Origin of the sequence: Paenibacillus aurantius (genome assembly GCF_032268605.1) — a bacterium.
GTDB lineage: Bacteria > Bacillota > Bacilli > Paenibacillales > NBRC-103111 > Paenibacillus_AO > Paenibacillus_AO aurantius.
This window is the reverse complement of sequence record NZ_CP130318.1, coordinates 2,980,244-2,996,476: the sequence shown is the minus strand read 5'-3', so window position 1 is coordinate 2,996,476 and position 16,233 is coordinate 2,980,244. Positions and strand designations below refer to the sequence as shown.

The following is a 16,233-nucleotide window of genomic DNA, read 5'->3' as shown; positions in this document are numbered from 1 at the left end:
CTCCTAATGCCGTTTTATTTGATAGGATATAAGAACCACAGTGGAATAGGACTGATGATCTTGGGGAAATGGTTCAGCAGCATGACGTTCAAACTGTTCCTGATTTGCTTTATTTTCGTGTTTGCTACGGTGTCCCTGGTCAGTCAGCTGGCCTACCGGTATATTCAGAACGAGACGCGTAGCAACAATCAATATTTCGTCCAGCAGATTCTATCCAAGGTGGATCAGTATTTGACCGTAACATTCTCCTCCTTCCAGACCATCCTGTTCTCTATCGATTCGGCCTATACCCCCGGGCAGGATACCATCGAGTCGCTCAAAACGGAAATGCAGAAGCTGCTCGAGTTAAATTCGGCTACCCTTAAGAATGTCTATATCATCCGGGAAGACATGTCCATCGTAGGAGGAAGCTTGATTACGGTCGCCTTCGATGAGCCAAACGAAGAGAGGCGTCCGTTGTATGACCAGGCGATGAATTCCAAATTGAGCACCGCCATCAGCAGGCCATACCGATCTTCCTCGTCCGGCTGGACGGTTACGATGACCAAATACTTGCACGGAAGCAATCCGCCTGCAGCAATTGCGGTGGATCTAGACTTAAACGCAGTCGAACAGACCATTCTCAAAATCATGCGGGATGACCTTATCACGCTTACGCTGATCGATCCGGAAGGGTTTGTCGTGGCCGGACAGAACAGTGAGCTTGGGATGAAGCCAGACCCCGATCACCGGATGGTCTTTGGCAGCATGAGCTCCCGGGAGGTTGCCCAAATCAATGAGAATACGATCCACCTGACGAGCGACACCGGGAAGCCATTTACTTTGTTGAAGCTCCCGACGTCCCGGTTCAACTGGTCCATCATCTCCGTGAATAATGAAGCGAGGATTCAACAGTCCCTGCAGAAACTGGAACACTATTACCTCCTGCTGCTCGGGATCGGGCTTCTTATAAGCGGAATTGTGGCTTCCATCATCGCCCGATATATCCGCAAGCCGCTTCAGTACCTTATCAACAAAATGAAGCTGATCCGGCAGGGGCACCTGGATGTGAAAGTGCAGTGGAAGCGGCGGGATGAATTCGGTCTTCTCGCCCACACATTCGACCTTATGATTAAACAAATCGTAGGGTTGCTCGATCATTTAAATGTGAGCAACGAAAGCAAGCGGAAACTGGAAATCCAGGTGCTGCAGTCCCAGATCAACCCGCATTTTCTTTACAATACGCTCGGCTCGGTTTGCAATGTGGTCGGTTTGCAGCAGTATGACAAGGTGGACCCCATGATCCGGGCTCTGATCAATATTCTGGAATACGGCATTGCGGACGCTTCGGAGTGGGTTACGCTCGATGAGGAACTGCAGAACGTGCGGGATTATGTCCTTATCCAGAACATCCGTTATAACCGGATCTTTGACGTGCAGGTGGAGGTGGAGGAAGGCCTCCGAGCCTTTCCTGTATTCCGTCTTCTCCTCCAGCCGATAGTGGAGAACAGCCTTTTTCACGGCTACCGGGGAGGAAGGGTGGAAGGACCGATTACCATTAAGGCTTACCTGCAGGATAACCGGGTCGTGGTGGAGGTGCGGGATGAAGGGGAGGGAATGTCTCCGGAAACCGCTGACAACCTGCTTCAAGCCGAAAAACCCGGGAGGCCGAACGAACGGGGAAGGGTTAGAATAGGGCTGCGGAACATTCACCAGCGAATCAGGCTCTACTATGGGGAAGCCTATGGATTAACCATCTTGAGCGAACCGGGAAGGGGCACCTGCATACGTGCCGTCTTTCCAAAAGGAGAAAGGGGGGAGGCCTAACCCATGAGGCTGTTCCGTTGCTTAATCGTAGATGATGAAGATTTGATTCTGCAAAGGCTGGAAATGATTTTCCGGGAGTTTGACCAGTTTGAAATAGTGGGAAAGGCCTATTCTGGTAAGGAAGCGCTGGAACTAGCCGTCGAGCTCAAACCGGATATTATCTTAACGGATATCGTCATGCCGGCCATCGACGGAATCGAGATGATTGAACGGCTAAAGGCAATGCTTCCCCGGACCGTCTTCATTATCCTCACCGCGTATTCCGATTTCGCCTACGCCAAGCGGGCTATTAAGCAGAACGTGCTGGATTATTTGATGAAGGTTCCTCTTACCTCTTCGGATATTAAAGCGGCTTTGGAGAAGGCGGCCGGCGAAATCGGGATCATGGAGGCCAAGGAAGAGGAACTGTCCAAATTAAACCGGGCCCGCTTGGAAAATGTCCATCGGATGCGGAAGCAAATTTTCCAGGAATTTCTTCGAGGTGAAGTGGAGCCGGGCCAGATGGAGCGGATGAGCGACGATCTAAGGCTGGATGGCAAGCTTGGCCCCTACAGCTGTCTGGTTATGGAGATCGGCAAGTATGAAGAGTTTGAACGGATATATAAAGCAAGGGAACAGAGCGTATTGAAATACGCGATGCTGAACGTATTGGAAGAGACCCTTCGGCAGGTCGGGAACGGCTTTGCCTGCGAGACTTCGGAGTTCACGATGATGGGGGTCATTTCTTGGCCTACCTACCACAGTCAATCGGAACAGGAGGCAAGGGCTCAAGCCTTAGGAAACACGATTATTTACAACATGAAAACTTATTTGAAACGGAACGTTAACCTGGCGTTTAGTCCGGTGTACAACGGTTGGTCGACCCTTCCGGATGCTTACCGGCAATGCCGCCAAAGGCTGCGCGCCGTCTATTATCTTAAAGATGGCACGGTGCTGGGCCCATTCCAACCCATTCGGCCGGATGAGGAGAAAGTAAGCGCCCTTCAGGAACAGCTGCGAAGATTGGTCCGGCTTCTTACCTCTCAGCAGATGGAGGAGGTGGAAGAGGCCTTTGAACAGATGGCCGAAACGGCAAGAGAGGGGAACATTCCTCGGGAGCGGATGGAGTTGTTTCTGCGGGGGTTCCTGTCAGAGGTGGAGTCTCATTATGCAAGCTCCGGCGGGGCGCTGCCCTCCAACCCGGCCGAACGGATGTCCGGCCTGAAATTTGAGGACCAGCTCGAGCTGTGCCGATCTTACTTAACCGGCTGCTGGCAGATGAAGCTGTCTTCCCTCCGTCCCGAAATCATTAAAGCCAAGCAGTATGTGGAGGATCATCTTACCCGGAAGCTCTCCCTTGAGGAAGTTGCCGACCATGTCAACTTGACTCCCCCCTACTTCAGCAGTTTGTTCAAAAGAGAAGTCGGAGAAAATATGGTGGATTACATTAACCGCTGCAGGATCGAGTTGGCGGTGAGATTGCTCAAGGAAAAGGATTATACCAATTCACAATTGAGCGATGCCGTCGGAATTAATAACGAGAAATATTTCTGCACGCTGTTTAAACAGCATTTTGGCGTATCGCCGCAAAAGTTCCGCAGGCAGCATTTTCGGACGTAACTTTTTCAGTTTGATTGAGGCATAAGACCGTGCTATCATAAACCATACACGATTCTGAACAGAAAGTATGGGATGACTGATGCGTAAGCCGACACGTTCTGTTGTCACGGAAGAGATCTATGAGATTATTAAAGAGAATATCCTGAACCATAAGCTGATTCCCGGCGAGAAAATCAACATTGATCAGTGGTCAAGGGATCTGGAAGTGTCGAACATTCCCATACGGGAGGCCCTTTCCCGTCTCACAGCGGAAAGCCTGGTAGCGGCCGTTCCTTTTAAAGGCATGTTTGTCACACACATGAGCCTTAAAGAGCTTGATGAAATTTTTGAGCTGCGTGTCCCCTTGGAGCTGCTTGCCCTCAAGAAGGCTTTTGATTCACTGGACCGTAAAGAGATCGATAAGCTGCTCGGCGAGTGGCGGGTTGCCTCATTCCCATCAGACCAGAGCCTGGAAGTGGCCCTGCAAACCGTCGCCGAGATGAACGACAAGCTGCATGGCTTGTTTTTGAACCGCTGCGGCAATGAAACGCTAAGCCAACTGATTAAGCAGTATATCGAGCGGATCCAACGGTATCTCTTGGTGCTTCATCCTGATATTCAGAAAGGTTTTCTGCTCACCGAGCACAACGAGCATTTGCAGGTGCTCGAAGCTTTAGCCGAAGGGAACATCCACCAGGCGGCGGAACGGCTGGAAACCCATCTGCGTAATTCTCATCTTCGGACGAGAAAATATTTTACCGAATCTCAATAGCTGAATACTAGGGATGATCTTCCTTTTCTCATTGACAAGATCACCCCTTCCTTTTATTATAAATCATACACGATACATTATATTAGAGAAGGTGCGAAACTTATGAAAATTATCAAGGTTGAACCGTTTATTCTCCATGTTCCGATTACGCCTCCTATTACCGATGCGATCAATGCCGCTACCCATTGGGGGCTTGCGGGCGTACGTATTTTTACGGATGAAGGAATAACAGGATACGGGTATACGGGGACTTGCGCACAAGGGGATGACCTGATCACTAAAACCATTGAGCAGTACTATGCCCCCATTCTGCTTGGCAGGGATCCTTTCATGGTAAAAGAGTTGTGGGATGACATGCGATTCGGCAAAATGCACTGGATAGGGCGTGCCGGAGTGACGCATATGGCGCTTGCCGCGGTCGATATTGCCCTATGGGATATTATGGCGAAGGCGGCCGGCAAGCCGCTTTGGCAGTATCTCGGGGGACATAAGTCCAAGAAGATCAAGGCGTACAATACGAACGGAGGCTGGCTCAACTGGTCGAAGGAGCGGCTGCTTCGCGACGTCGGGGAAATTGTGGAGCAAGGTTTTACGGGGGTGAAGATCAAAGTCGGCAAACCAGACCCGCATGAAGATTATGACCGGGTGAAGGCGGTTCGCCGGCTGATCGGTGATCAAGTGATTTTCATGATCGACGTCAATCAGCAGTGGAACATCAATACGGCCATGACATGGGGGAAACGGCTGGAAGAATTCGACCTGTTCTGGCTCGAGGAACCCCTGAACCCGGATGACATACTTGGTCATAAGAAGCTGGCGGATGCCTTGAATGTTCCCATTGCGCTCGGTGAGCATGTCTATACGAAATATGCCTTCCGCGACTATATTCACCAAGGAGCGGTCGAATACGTGCAAGTGGATGTGACCCGTGTCGGGGGAATAACCGAATGGCTGCAGGTAGCTGGACTTGCCGCCTCTTACGAGCTTCCGATTTGTCCCCATGTAGGAGACATGGGCCAGATTCATCAGCATCTGGTCGCCTCCACTTCGAATGCCATCATGCTGGAGTATATCCCGTGGATCCGGCATATCTTCGTGGAACCGGCCACCGTGCAGGACGGTCACTATATGCTGCCACAAATGCCGGGTGCCTCCACCGAAATCATCCCGAGCTGCTTTGAACAGTACCGGATCGGTTAAACCAAGGGAGGGAAATAGATTGATCTTGAATGGAAAAACGGCTATCATCACCGGTGGCGGCTCCGGTATAGGGGAAGCGGCCGCCCGGTGCTTTGCCTCCGAGGGTGCAAACCTCGTGCTTGCCGATTGGGATGAGGCCGGTGGAACGAGAGTGGCTAATCAGATTAACGAGATAACGAAAGGCCGGGCAAGGTATGTTAAAGCGGACGTCTCCTCCGCTGAAGATGTGAAGAATGTGGTGGGGTGCACCCTCACGGCCTTCGGCAGATTGGACATTTTGTTCAACAATGCCGCTTCGATCCTTCCTAAGCCGCTAGAGGAGGTAGAGGAAGAAGAGTGGGACCGTTTGATGGCCATTAACCTGAAAAGTATCTATCTTGCTATCAAATACTCCATTCCGGAGTTACGCAAAACAAAAGGGGCGATTATCAACATGGCCTCGCTTAACGGGTTGGTAGGGCAGCGGCAGAATGCGAGCTACGCGGCAACCAAGGGGGGCATCGTAGCCATGACCAAATCGCTTGCCTTGGATTATGCAAAGGATGGCGTACGGGTCAACTGCTTGTGCCCGGCTGGAGTGATGACCCCTCTAATGGAATCATGGATTGATCAGCAGGAAGATCCCGCCGCCGTTAGGAAGTCGTTAGACGACATGCATCCCCTTGGACGAGCTGCCCAGCCGGAGGAGGTCACTCAAGCGGCCTTGTTCCTCGCTTCCGAGAAAGCGAGCTTTATTACGGGGGTTGCGCTTCCGGTAGAAGGCGGCGCTTCGCTCGGGTACTGAATGAGCAAGGAGGGCCGTCAAAGAGCCCGCAGGTTCGACGAGCATAACGATAAAAAACTTGAGAACGGTAACGCTCCTCAAGTTTTTTTGTCATTCCTTTCGGACGGTTTATAGGAAAATCGGATTATTACATGTAGGAAAGCAAAGTATGTTGATCCATCCTAAGAACACCGCTCTTGCCCAATTGAAAGTCGTGATCCTGATGGTTCACTCGAATGACTCCGCTGCGGCCGGCTTGCCCATATAAGACGACGTCAACCAGCTTACCCTCATTCCATCGCATGTCGATGGTAAAGCCTCCTCTTGCGCGAAGTCCGCGGATGAATCCGCTTCTCCAAGCGGCAGGGAGTGCCGGAAGCAGATGAATAGCTCCATCCAACTCGCTTTGCAGCAGCATCTCTACGACTCCAGCAGTAAATCCGAAATTGCCGTCGATTTGAAACGGTGGATGAATATTAAAGAGATTATCGTGAACCGAATGGCGAAGAATCTTCTGCACAAATTCATAGGCTCGCTCGGCTTCATATAGCCGGCTCCACAGGCTGACCTTCCAAGCACGAGCCCATCCTACTCCTTCGTCCCCCCGGCAGGTCAAGACCACTTCCGCTCCCTTGGACACCTCAGGCGTCTTCTCTGGCGAGAAGAGCTGACCCGGATACAAGCCAAATAGATGCGAAACATGCCGATGGGTATCTGCTGGGTTATCCCAGTCCTGATACCATTCCTGAATTTGACCATATCTCCCGAGCTGTACAGGAGCCAGCCTGGATAGCGCATGCTCCAGAGATTTCTTAAACCCATCGTCAGTGCCGAGCAGCTCACATGCTTTTATGCAATGGCGGAATAAGCTTTCGATAATGCGATGATCGATCTCTGAGCCGTCGCTCACGGTGCATTTCTGACCCTCCACCCAGAAGCTATTCTCCGGAGAGGTGGAAGGAGACGATACGAGGTATTCCTCCTGGTTCTCGGTTAAATAATCCAGATAAAACTCCGCGCTCTCCTTCATGATAGGGTAAGCGGTTTGAGCTAAATAGTCACGATCTTGGCAATAGCTGTACATCTCCCAAACGTCCTCGCATAACCATCCTCCTCCACCGATGAACAAACCGTTCACCGCTGCCGCATACGGTTGGGTAAAGTTCCAAATGTCCGACTTTTTCGCAGCGAACCAGCCCTTTGCGTTAAAATAAGCTGCCGCGGACTTCCTGCCGCTGGGCCGCAGCCGGTCAATAAATTCAACCAAGGGCCGGTGACATTCGGCGAGGTTCGTTGATTGCGCATGCCAATAATTCATATTCAAGTTGATGTTATAACAAAACATGGAGCCCCACATCGGGTTATTGCTATCATTCCAGATCCCCTGCAGATTGGCAGGCAGGCATCCCGGACGAGAGCTGGCGATTAACAAATATCGTCCGTACTGAAAGAGCAGCGTCTCGAGTCCAACATCCGACTCCCCATTCCGGTAACGAAGCAATCTTTCGTCCGTAGGCAAAGGATGCCGTTCCGGCCCGTCTAGCATTAGCTCTACACGTTGAAACAACGCTTGATAGTCAGCCACATGCGACTGCTTTAATTCTTTGAACGATTTCCGTGAGGCCTGTTCCAGCACCAATCGGTTATACGCATGGAAGTCTTTGCCCCGGTAAGATTCTTGTTTCACGTCATAATCGGTAGAGGCGCTCATCAGCAGGATTACTTCGTCCGCCTCATGTACAATTAATGTCTCGTGATCATGCTCCAAACGACCTCCTTGAGGGAGGACCTTAAGCACCGCTTCATAAGATAGATTCGATAATTGTCCTCTCAATATCAGTTCAGACAAGGAGGGGGCCACCGTGATTTTGTCTTCCTCATGAGCCCCGGCCAACTTGATATGTAAGGTAACAGAGCCAGGTTTCGAGCAGCGATACCGGACAGCGAGCACATGATCGGGGTAACTGGATAAATACTCACGCCGGTAATGATGCCCGCTGCAGGTATAGCTGACGGAGACGACGGCATCATCGAGATTTAATTCCCTTCGATAATCTGCCGGCGTCCCCTCAGGGTGCATGACGTCAACAAAAATATCCCCGAAATTTTGATACATGCCAAAATCGCTTTCATCTCCATAGGAGGCAGGCTTTAAATAGACGTTCTCGGTGTGCTCTTGTGCGGCTTTGTAATTTTTTTGCGCCAGTAGCTTCCTGATTGTGCTTAGCTCTTGGTAAGGGCTTCCTTCGACGGTGACCGGTCGCCCCGTAAACAAGGTTTCTTCATTAAATTGAATCCGGTCTCGTGCCACGCCCCCGAAGATCATCCCTCCCAATCTTCCGTTACCAATCGGAAGGGCATGCTCCGCCCAGTGGATTGCCGGCTCCCGGTACCAAAGCGAATGATTCATTATGTCCAGACTCCTCCATACAGAATTATCTTACATTAATAAACGTTACTCGAAGCAGCGTTACCTGATCGTAAGGGTTCAACCAAGGAGGAGATAGCAAGCTTCGATTCAACCGAAATAACTACCTCCTATATAAAAATATACACGTGTAGATTTCAGGCGAAAAAGGAAAAAGCCATTGTAACTACTATCCATCGGAATGATTATACACGTGTAAATTCGACTTGACAACCGCTATTTTTGTATTATTTTGATGCTTTTCCAGTGGATTGCCGAATAATTAACTCAAAATCAATCTTCTCATTCTGCAACTGGATACGACTATTCGTATGCCGCATGATGGCCTCGATGGACTTAAACCCAATCTCCCTTCTGGGGAAACGCACGGTAGTTAAGGTGGGGGTGGTGTGGGAAGCCATTAAGATATCTTCGCATCCCGCGACAGACAGATCTTCTGGTACGGACAACCCGAAATCTCTGCAAGCGGACAATAGACCGATAGCCATTAAATCATTAGCACAGATCATCGCACTAAAGGGAAGCTGCCGATTTGCGCATAATTTCTTGTTCATGACTTGATAGGCCGACTCAAGGTTTTCTGCTTTTAGGAGCATCGTTTTTTCTTGAAACACAAGTCCGGAAGCCTTCATGGCTTCTGCGAAAAAGCGATACCGTACCTGGTGATGATGGTCACTTGAAGTATTGGTCATGAAACCGATATGACGATGTCCAAGCTTTTTCAAGTGAGTGATTAGACACAGCATGGCTTCATACCAATCAATATCCATATACTTCACGTAGGGATGGGCAGAGACGGGAGTCGTAATGGAATAGAGGGGGATTTCTAATCTTGAAAAGTAATCAATGGTTTCGGCCTTCAAGTTCTGGCCCAAAAGGAGGATGCCGTCCGTTCGGCCCATAAAGATCGTTTTTAATTTTTCTTCCTCCGTATCAATGAACGTATGAAAAATTAGAGAGTATCCATATTGTCGCGCTCTTTCTTCAAGTCCGAGTGAGATACCGGTCTCAAAAGGGTTGGCAAGACTGTTAAACAATACCCCGAGTTGACCAGCTTTTTTCGTCTTCAGGTTTCGTGCAGCCAGATTGGGATTATATCCGAGCTCCTGAATAGCTTTAAGTACCTTTTGTCGAGTAACTTCTTTAACATTGTTTTTATTATTTACTACGTACGATACCACGGCGACGGACACACCCGCATGCCTGGCTACGTCATCTCTTGTTACCATGGGCAGCCTCCTTCCTGAGAGCCATTGTATCATTTATCAGCATGAGCAGAATAGCGTAAGCCGGATGACCAGAACTTTAACCCATTCGATGTGTTAATCCCGGTATTAAGTGAGATTAGGAATCGTTCGTTCCAATTCCATTTGCAATTCTTTGGTAATCGGTCCCATTGGGGAACGGAGAGTGTCAGAAGAAATGATCCCTTGCCGAGCAAGCAACCATTTTAGCGGGGAAGGGTTAGATTCCTGGAAAAGTTTTTGGATAAAAGGAACCAGAAGATCAAAGGCCCTTTTCGCGTTAACCAAGTCTCCTTTGCTAGCAAGACGGAAAACATCGACAGAAGCGTGCGTTTTTACATTCGCTGAAGCAAGTATGCCACCGCAGGCACCTTGGCTTACCATAGCATAAAAATAAATGTCCTCTCCACAAAGAACCGGCTTCGTATCTAGGCGTGTCAATTCAGAAAAGAGCTCCAGGCCACCTGAGCTGTCTTTTAAACCAATAACCCCATTCAAATCCATAATCCTTCTAATCGTATCGGTGGTTAACCGAACGCCGGTACGGGAAGGGACATCATAGACAATAATCGGCACCCCAACTTGTGCCACCTTCCGAAAATGCTCAAGAATGCCCTCTTGCGATGGACGGCAGTAATAGGGTACCACGACAAGGACAGCATCCGCCCCTATATGTCCTGCCATTTCGGTCCGATTCACGGTAGAGACCGTATCATTTGTCCCTGTGCCTATGACAATGGGTATACGTCTCGGCCTACCCTTCCTACTTGCCTTTGTCGTCTGGACGAGATCCACCACCTCTTCCCAGGAAACCGTTGCAGATTCTCCAGTTGTACCATTAATGACCAATCCTTGTATTTCTTGTTCTAACAGACCGCCTAAGTAGTTCCGATACGAATCCATATCCAACTCTCCATTCGGCAAGAAGGGGGTGACTACGGGTACGTAAATACCTTTCAGATCCTGTTCATTCAGCAAAACTTTTCCTCCCCATGTTCTTTAGTGACCTAATCTTATCATGGTTTTGGAATCATGGTTATCTATAATAAGTGATGATCAGTATCAATAATATTAATGAGTGGAGGGAGGGAATATGGAGTTACAATATTTTCAAACCTTTCGGGAGGTCGCTTTACGCCAAAGTTTTACAAGGGCTGCCGAGGAGCTCGGCTATGCACAGTCCAGTGTCACGATACAGATTCAGAAATTGGAAAAGGCCTATGGAGTACAATTGTTCGAACGGTATGGCCGGCGGCTTCGTCTAACTTCGGCTGGAGAGGAGCTGCTGAAGATTGCTGTTCAGATGCTCGATCTTTATCAGCAGTCGAAGGAAACGTTGAACAAGCAAGGGGGAGGAACCCTTTCGATTGGGACGATCGATTCCCTAGCTTCCTACTATCTACCGCCTTTGATCCAACACATTCGGCAGAAATATCCCGATCTTTCTATTCGGCTTCAGCCCGACCGCGAAACAATCATTGTAAACAAGGTCAGGGAAGGGGAAATTGATCTAGGCCTTATCCTAGAAAGCAAACCATCGGATTCCACTCTTCAATGGATAGCGATCAAGGAAGAGCCTTTGGTTCTGTTAGCCAATCCAGATCATCCATTATCCGTATTTGATGAAATCGATCTCAACCATCTAAGTGGTGTGGAATGGATTATGCCAGAGGATAGCTGCAATTACCGGATTATGCTGGAGAAGGTGCTGCGGGAAAAAGGAATCTCCTATCGAATTGGTCTAGAATTAGGTAACCCGGAAGCCATCAAAAGATGCGTCAGGGCAGGTTCGGGTATCTCCCTTTTGCCAAAAATGGCAGCTGCAGAAGAGATCCGAAGAGGGGAATTGATAGTCCTTCCCTTCACCCATCCCGATATCCGGTTGGATTTGCAAATGATTATACACCCCAAAAAATGGATTTCGCACTCGCTATTGGAATTTATTGAAATTCTCAAGTCGAGTTCGAAAGAATAGAAAAATATATAGTCAGATAGGGTGGTTCTTATATAAGAGCGACCCCAAATCTGAAGATAGGTGGTTATATATGCCAAGCAGCCATTACGAAATCCTTAAAACATTATGGGAAGCGGTTGGTTGGGGAAGCGTCAATGTAGAGATGACGGAAAAGTCCATTGCTAATTCTGTTTATGGTTTAGTTGCCATAAGCGATGGAAACGTAATCGGTATGGGACGCATTGTTGGGGATGGGGCCATGTACTATTATATTCAAGATGTAGCTGTCTTACCTGAATATCAGAATAAGGGAGTAGGCAGGCAAATGATCGAGAAACTGCTGAAGCATATAAAGGATCATTGTCCCGGAGCCGCATTTGTCGGACTGTTCGCCTCACAAGGAAAAGAGGATTTCTATGAACGGTTCGGATTCAAAAATTATTCTCCCGAAATGACCGGGATGTTTATGGTCATGGACATATAGAAATGGTTACTAGTGGAAAACGGCGCAATAGAGTTGAGCGACCGTCCATAACTCCGTATCGCGGTCATCTGACAAGGGTCCCTAATTACGAGAGCAGGAGGTCCTGGCTAGATTAAAAATCCCCGCAACAAAAACGTGCTATCCAGCGTCATTTGTGAGTAGTGGTAACACGGGGAGGGATAACAAGATGAGTCATCGTTGGAAAGGTTTTACGGCATTTGGTTTAGCATTAATGATCGTGTTCAGCGGCTGCCAAGAATCCGGCAATCCCGCCGACGGAGCGGACAAAGGGAAATTCGAATCACCGGAGCAGGAGAGCGGAAAAAGCCAAAGCTCAGATACCCCTTCAAAACCCACGGATTCGGTCGGCGCAGCCGGCACATCCAACGGCAAGCTCACCGGTACCTCGCCAATCACGTCGAGGCCGCCTTCCGACAATACCTCCGCAGCATCGATCGGCCCTACTGGCGAAAATGGCGCTGCCAAAACCAATAAACCACTGAGGTACGATCCGTTCACGGTTAAGGAGGGTGATCAGCTCGGAAGCTGGACAGTGACGAAAGTCCGTGCGAAGCCGACGGGCGACTATATCGTTTCGTTCGTGGATTACTCCGGTTCGGCTGAGGTAACAGGTCACTTCACACATTTTGAAGAAAATGTCGACTTCTTGGGCGGCCAGGTCTTTTTTACTCTCCTTCCGGACTCTGCCAACCGAATTCCGATGGTGTATATTGATGGGAATATGACGGATCGCTCTACCATTTCTTTCGTGCTTGAGAACGCCGATAAAGCCCGCCAACTATTTGGCGGCGCTGGCACACGCGGAGTCGCGACGATTAAAATCTCCGACTACAAGACGCAATACGCACCCAAGGAAATTTGGGATACAGCGAAGTTGGTGGAGGTTATAAACAAAGAAACGCCGGTTATCGATCTCCATTACGTTAAGAAGTACATTCGCATGGGAATGACACAAAATGAAGTGTCCGATTGGTTCGGTAATCCATCCGCCTTTGATACGAGCGGTGCCCTTCTATGGCGTTACGATTACGGCAGTGCAGCAAATGGGAACATCGCTCAGCAAGGGCAGAGTACCATTGATGGAATTCATCCAGATACTCCTGCAATCGAAAAAGGAATATTATCGATGCAACTATTCGTTGGTTGGACGAAAGATCATACCATTGACTATTTGGAGGCCTACACCAAAGGCAGCGACGGAAAAGTCCAGTTGTATCGAATCCCGGCAACCAAATAACCCTTGGCTTCCAAGCGTACAGACGAAGGTGAATATACAACAAATGTGCTCCAAAAAAAGCAGCTCTTGTTATTTCTCAAGCGTCTACACTAGTTCAAATTAGAAGGGGCAGCCGCGCGGCTGCCCTCCACTCCACTAGCAGGCAGTTAAATGGTGAAACAAGTCAAGTGGGCAGGATTGAAGAAATCTTTATTGTTTGGGGCACAAATACGTTGGGAGGAGGGAATACAATTGGGCAAGTTGTTGATAATCATATGTGCCATCACCTTCGCTTTGGCAGGGTGTTCTAAAGATACAAAAGCGTACGAGCAAAACGGCATACAAGAGACAAAGATTAGTCCTACTGCTAAGGTGACCGAAGGTGATTTCATATATCGACTTGTTTCAGAAAAACCCATTTACAACAAAGGTGAGAAAGTGAATGTATATTCGGAACTGGAGTATGTGGGAAATGAGAAAGAAATCAGAATTGCGCATTCCGCCTCTCCATTTTCATTCCCGATGAAAGAAAAGACAAGAGGGTTTGACATTGTCTATATGATGGAACAGCCTCGTATTGAAACAGTGCTTAAAAAAGGGGAGCCCCTTAGGGAATACTATAGAGGCGGAGGCGGATACGGATCACAAGATCCGAAGGAATATATAGATTTTATTGAAGCTATAGCAGAGGCATCTCAAAAAGGCACACTCCCTCGGGGAGAATATGAGGTTTCGGGAGTAGCTGAGTTCCAACCACTGGATGGATTGGCAGGAGAGTTAAAAAGCATGAAGGCAAAAATCGAGTTTAATGTAGAGTAGTGAGGGGAAGGTTTCGCTTCAGCGGCCGGTTACCAAATGACTGTCGCCCTGAATACTGTAATTTCGGAGGAATTGCAGCAGGAGGGTGTGGTACGTGAGATCATACGCGCCGTTCAAGACTACCGTAAAAAACGGGATTTTCCGATTGAGAAACGTGTGAACCTTTTCCTACGATAAAAAAGCAGGCATGGAAGCCGTATCGATCGCAGACAAAACAGTCCGCCTGTTCATTGATTAAGATACAACCATATAGGGAGTAAAGCTTACTAAAAGGAACTTCGGCTCATGTTGAAGTTCCTTTTTTCTGTGCCTGAAGAAAAATTGCAAATGATTTTTTCGAAGAATATTTTTCAAAGCAGTCCTATCTATTGGATGCGGAGATTTGCTTTTCTTTCAGCCTTCCGGGTCTGTAGGAAATCTCCTAAATAGTAAAAAAAGTAGCATAGAAACGGCTTCCTATTGATGGTATGTTGTTGGAAAATACCGGAGTTTCCTTGCTTAGGAGGGATATCAGTTGACTCAACCCTTACGATTTATTTTGGTTGGATTGGGGACGATGGGCAGTGTTTGGTGCCGGCAAACCGTGCCTTATCTGACCGGCAGCCTGGGGGCGGAATTCACAGCGGCGGTGGATCCGAACGAAGCGTCCCATCGCCATGCCATAGAGGCCGGACTTTCCCCGGATAGCTGCTATACGGATTTGCGGAGTGCGCTTCAGCAGCACAACGCGGATTTCGTCATTTCCGTTGTTCCGCCTGCCCTTCATGAAGGAATCGTGGACTTGGCTCTGGAATTTGGCTGTGACATCCTGTCCGAGAAACCGATCGCCGACACATTGGAAGCAAGCTGCCGGATCTTTCATAAAGTTACGGCGGCGGGCCGGAAGATGGCGGTCACGATGAGCCACCGGTTTGATCAGGACAAACAAACACTGGAGCGGTTGATCCACAGTGGCAAATATGGAGCCGTCGATTCGATCATTGGTCGGTTCTCGGCTGATTTTCGCCGTTTTGCCTCGTGGGGGAAGTTTCGACATGAGATGGAATACCCCCTCTTGGTCGAAGGGGCTATCCATCATTTTGACATCTTACGTTCGCTTGCCGGATCCAATCCGAAGACGCTTTATGCGAAAAGCTGGAAAGCGGACTGGGGCCAATACAGCGGGGATAGCAACACCATGGTGATATGCGAAATGGAGAATGGGGTCAAGACATTTTTTGAGGGATCCAAGACGAGTGCCGCCACAACGAACAGCTGGAGCCAAGAGTACTTCCGTGCAGAGTGCGACAAAGCCACGCTTGAGTTGAGCCGAAGGGAGGTCACGGCCAGAAGCTCGCTGGGCTTCCCCTATCCGGAGCTGGAAGTGATCCCGTTGGCCAAACAAACGGTATGGACCAATACTTGGCTTGCGGAGTTGTTTGTAGATTGGCTGAGGGGCGGAAGCATCCCTCCGAACAGTCTGGAGGATAATTTGCAGTGCACGGCGATGGTGTTCGCCGCTATCGAAAGCGCCAGAACCGGCAAGGAAATCCATGTACCATCCTTCCTGCATGAGTATTTAGCAGCGGCAGCCGAATAGGGAATTGCACATTATAGCCGGAGAGCGCGGCGATCAACTGTTCCGCCGAAACGGGAAGCACCGTAAAACTGCCTATGGTATAGGCATAACAACTATAGGTACGAAAGGGAGACGATTAAGATGCCATTGATTCGCGGTGGAGTCGGACAGATGCCCGCTTGGTGCGAACTTGAATCGTTTGAAATCATTCGGCTTCCTGACGGGGGGTCACGGAAGCTGCAGCGGATGGGCCGCAAGGAGCGTATTGTGATCGGCTGGGGGAGTACCGTGGTGAGCAGCGGAGAAGAACAAGTGAACGTATGCAGGGGCGCGGGCTTGATCTTACGGCGGACTCCGACCTATTCACGATTATCGGGTTAGAGCCGGATA

General features: G+C 49.2%; 14 protein-coding genes and 1 pseudogene. 12 read left to right on the top strand and 3 right to left on the bottom strand.

Annotated elements, in window-relative coordinates; genetic code table 11:
- The first annotated feature begins 81 nt into the window (after positions 1-81).
- The 5 genes from MJA45_RS13535 to MJA45_RS13515 all read left to right on the top strand — a co-directional run bounded on the left by MJA45_RS13535 (position 82) and on the right by MJA45_RS13515 (position 6,140).
- On the top strand, positions 82-1,806 hold the full coding sequence (locus tag MJA45_RS13535; protein ID WP_315607776.1) for a cache domain-containing sensor histidine kinase: 1,725 nt from the start codon (positions 82-84) through the stop codon (positions 1,804-1,806).
- Positions 1,807-1,809: 3 nt separating this feature from the next.
- A complete protein-coding gene (locus MJA45_RS13530; RefSeq protein ID WP_315607775.1) occupies positions 1,810-3,405 on the top strand; it encodes a response regulator transcription factor in 1,596 nt (531 codons plus the stop codon).
- A 79-nt stretch (positions 3,406-3,484) separates the two neighbouring features.
- Entirely contained in the window at positions 3,485-4,156 is a 672-nt protein-coding gene (locus MJA45_RS13525; RefSeq protein ID WP_315607774.1) for a GntR family transcriptional regulator, read from the top strand.
- 102 nt (positions 4,157-4,258) lie between these two features.
- The gene (locus MJA45_RS13520; protein ID WP_315607773.1) at positions 4,259-5,356 is read left to right on the top strand and encodes a mandelate racemase/muconate lactonizing enzyme family protein; all 1,098 of its coding nucleotides are present in this window, start codon (positions 4,259-4,261) and stop codon (positions 5,354-5,356) included.
- A gap of 19 nt (positions 5,357-5,375) precedes the next feature.
- Positions 5,376-6,140 (top strand): SDR family NAD(P)-dependent oxidoreductase, encoded by a 765-nt coding sequence (locus MJA45_RS13515; RefSeq protein WP_315607772.1) that lies wholly within the window; start codon positions 5,376-5,378, stop codon positions 6,138-6,140.
- A 127-nt stretch (positions 6,141-6,267) separates the two neighbouring features.
- Here MJA45_RS13515 and MJA45_RS13510 read toward each other — a convergent pair whose 3' ends face one another.
- The 3 genes from MJA45_RS13510 to dapA form a co-directional block, all read right to left on the bottom strand.
- Entirely contained in the window at positions 6,268-8,529 is a 2,262-nt protein-coding gene (locus MJA45_RS13510) for a glycoside hydrolase family 95 protein (protein ID WP_315607771.1), read from the bottom strand.
- A gap of 245 nt (positions 8,530-8,774) precedes the next feature.
- Positions 8,775-9,776, bottom strand: a complete 1,002-nt coding sequence (locus tag MJA45_RS13505; protein WP_315607770.1) for a LacI family DNA-binding transcriptional regulator — start codon at positions 9,774-9,776, stop codon at positions 8,775-8,777.
- A gap of 105 nt (positions 9,777-9,881) precedes the next feature.
- A complete protein-coding gene (gene dapA, locus MJA45_RS13500) occupies positions 9,882-10,769 on the bottom strand; it encodes a 4-hydroxy-tetrahydrodipicolinate synthase (RefSeq protein WP_315607769.1) in 888 nt (295 codons plus the stop codon).
- Between the two features lie 115 nt (positions 10,770-10,884).
- Here dapA and MJA45_RS13495 point away from each other — a divergent pair, with 115 nt between their 5' ends.
- From MJA45_RS13495 to MJA45_RS13465, 7 genes and pseudogenes are all read left to right on the top strand, one after another.
- A complete protein-coding gene (locus tag MJA45_RS13495) occupies positions 10,885-11,766 on the top strand; it encodes a LysR family transcriptional regulator (RefSeq protein WP_315607768.1) in 882 nt (293 codons plus the stop codon).
- Between the two features lie 70 nt (positions 11,767-11,836).
- Positions 11,837-12,229, top strand: coding sequence for a GNAT family N-acetyltransferase (locus tag MJA45_RS13490; RefSeq protein WP_315607767.1), 393 nt, complete (start codon positions 11,837-11,839; stop codon positions 12,227-12,229).
- A 187-nt stretch (positions 12,230-12,416) separates the two neighbouring features.
- Positions 12,417-13,487 carry a hypothetical protein gene (locus MJA45_RS13485; RefSeq protein ID WP_315607766.1) on the top strand — a complete coding sequence of 357 codons (1,071 nt, stop codon included), beginning with the start codon at positions 12,417-12,419 and terminating at the stop codon, positions 13,485-13,487.
- 231 nt (positions 13,488-13,718) lie between these two features.
- Complete coding sequence (locus tag MJA45_RS13480) at positions 13,719-14,285, top strand: hypothetical protein (RefSeq protein ID WP_315607765.1); 567 nt, start codon at positions 13,719-13,721, stop codon at positions 14,283-14,285.
- Positions 14,286-14,291: 6 nt separating this feature from the next.
- Positions 14,292-14,456 (top strand): annotated as a pseudogene (locus MJA45_RS13475) (DUF5915 domain-containing protein); the annotation flags it as partial.
- Between the two features lie 343 nt (positions 14,457-14,799).
- Positions 14,800-15,864 carry a Gfo/Idh/MocA family protein gene (locus MJA45_RS13470; RefSeq protein ID WP_315607763.1) on the top strand — a complete coding sequence of 355 codons (1,065 nt, stop codon included), beginning with the start codon at positions 14,800-14,802 and terminating at the stop codon, positions 15,862-15,864.
- A gap of 120 nt (positions 15,865-15,984) precedes the next feature.
- Positions 15,985-16,224 (top strand): hypothetical protein, encoded by a 240-nt coding sequence (locus MJA45_RS13465; RefSeq protein WP_315607762.1) that lies wholly within the window; start codon positions 15,985-15,987, stop codon positions 16,222-16,224.
- Positions 16,225-16,233: the final 9 nt, after the last annotated feature.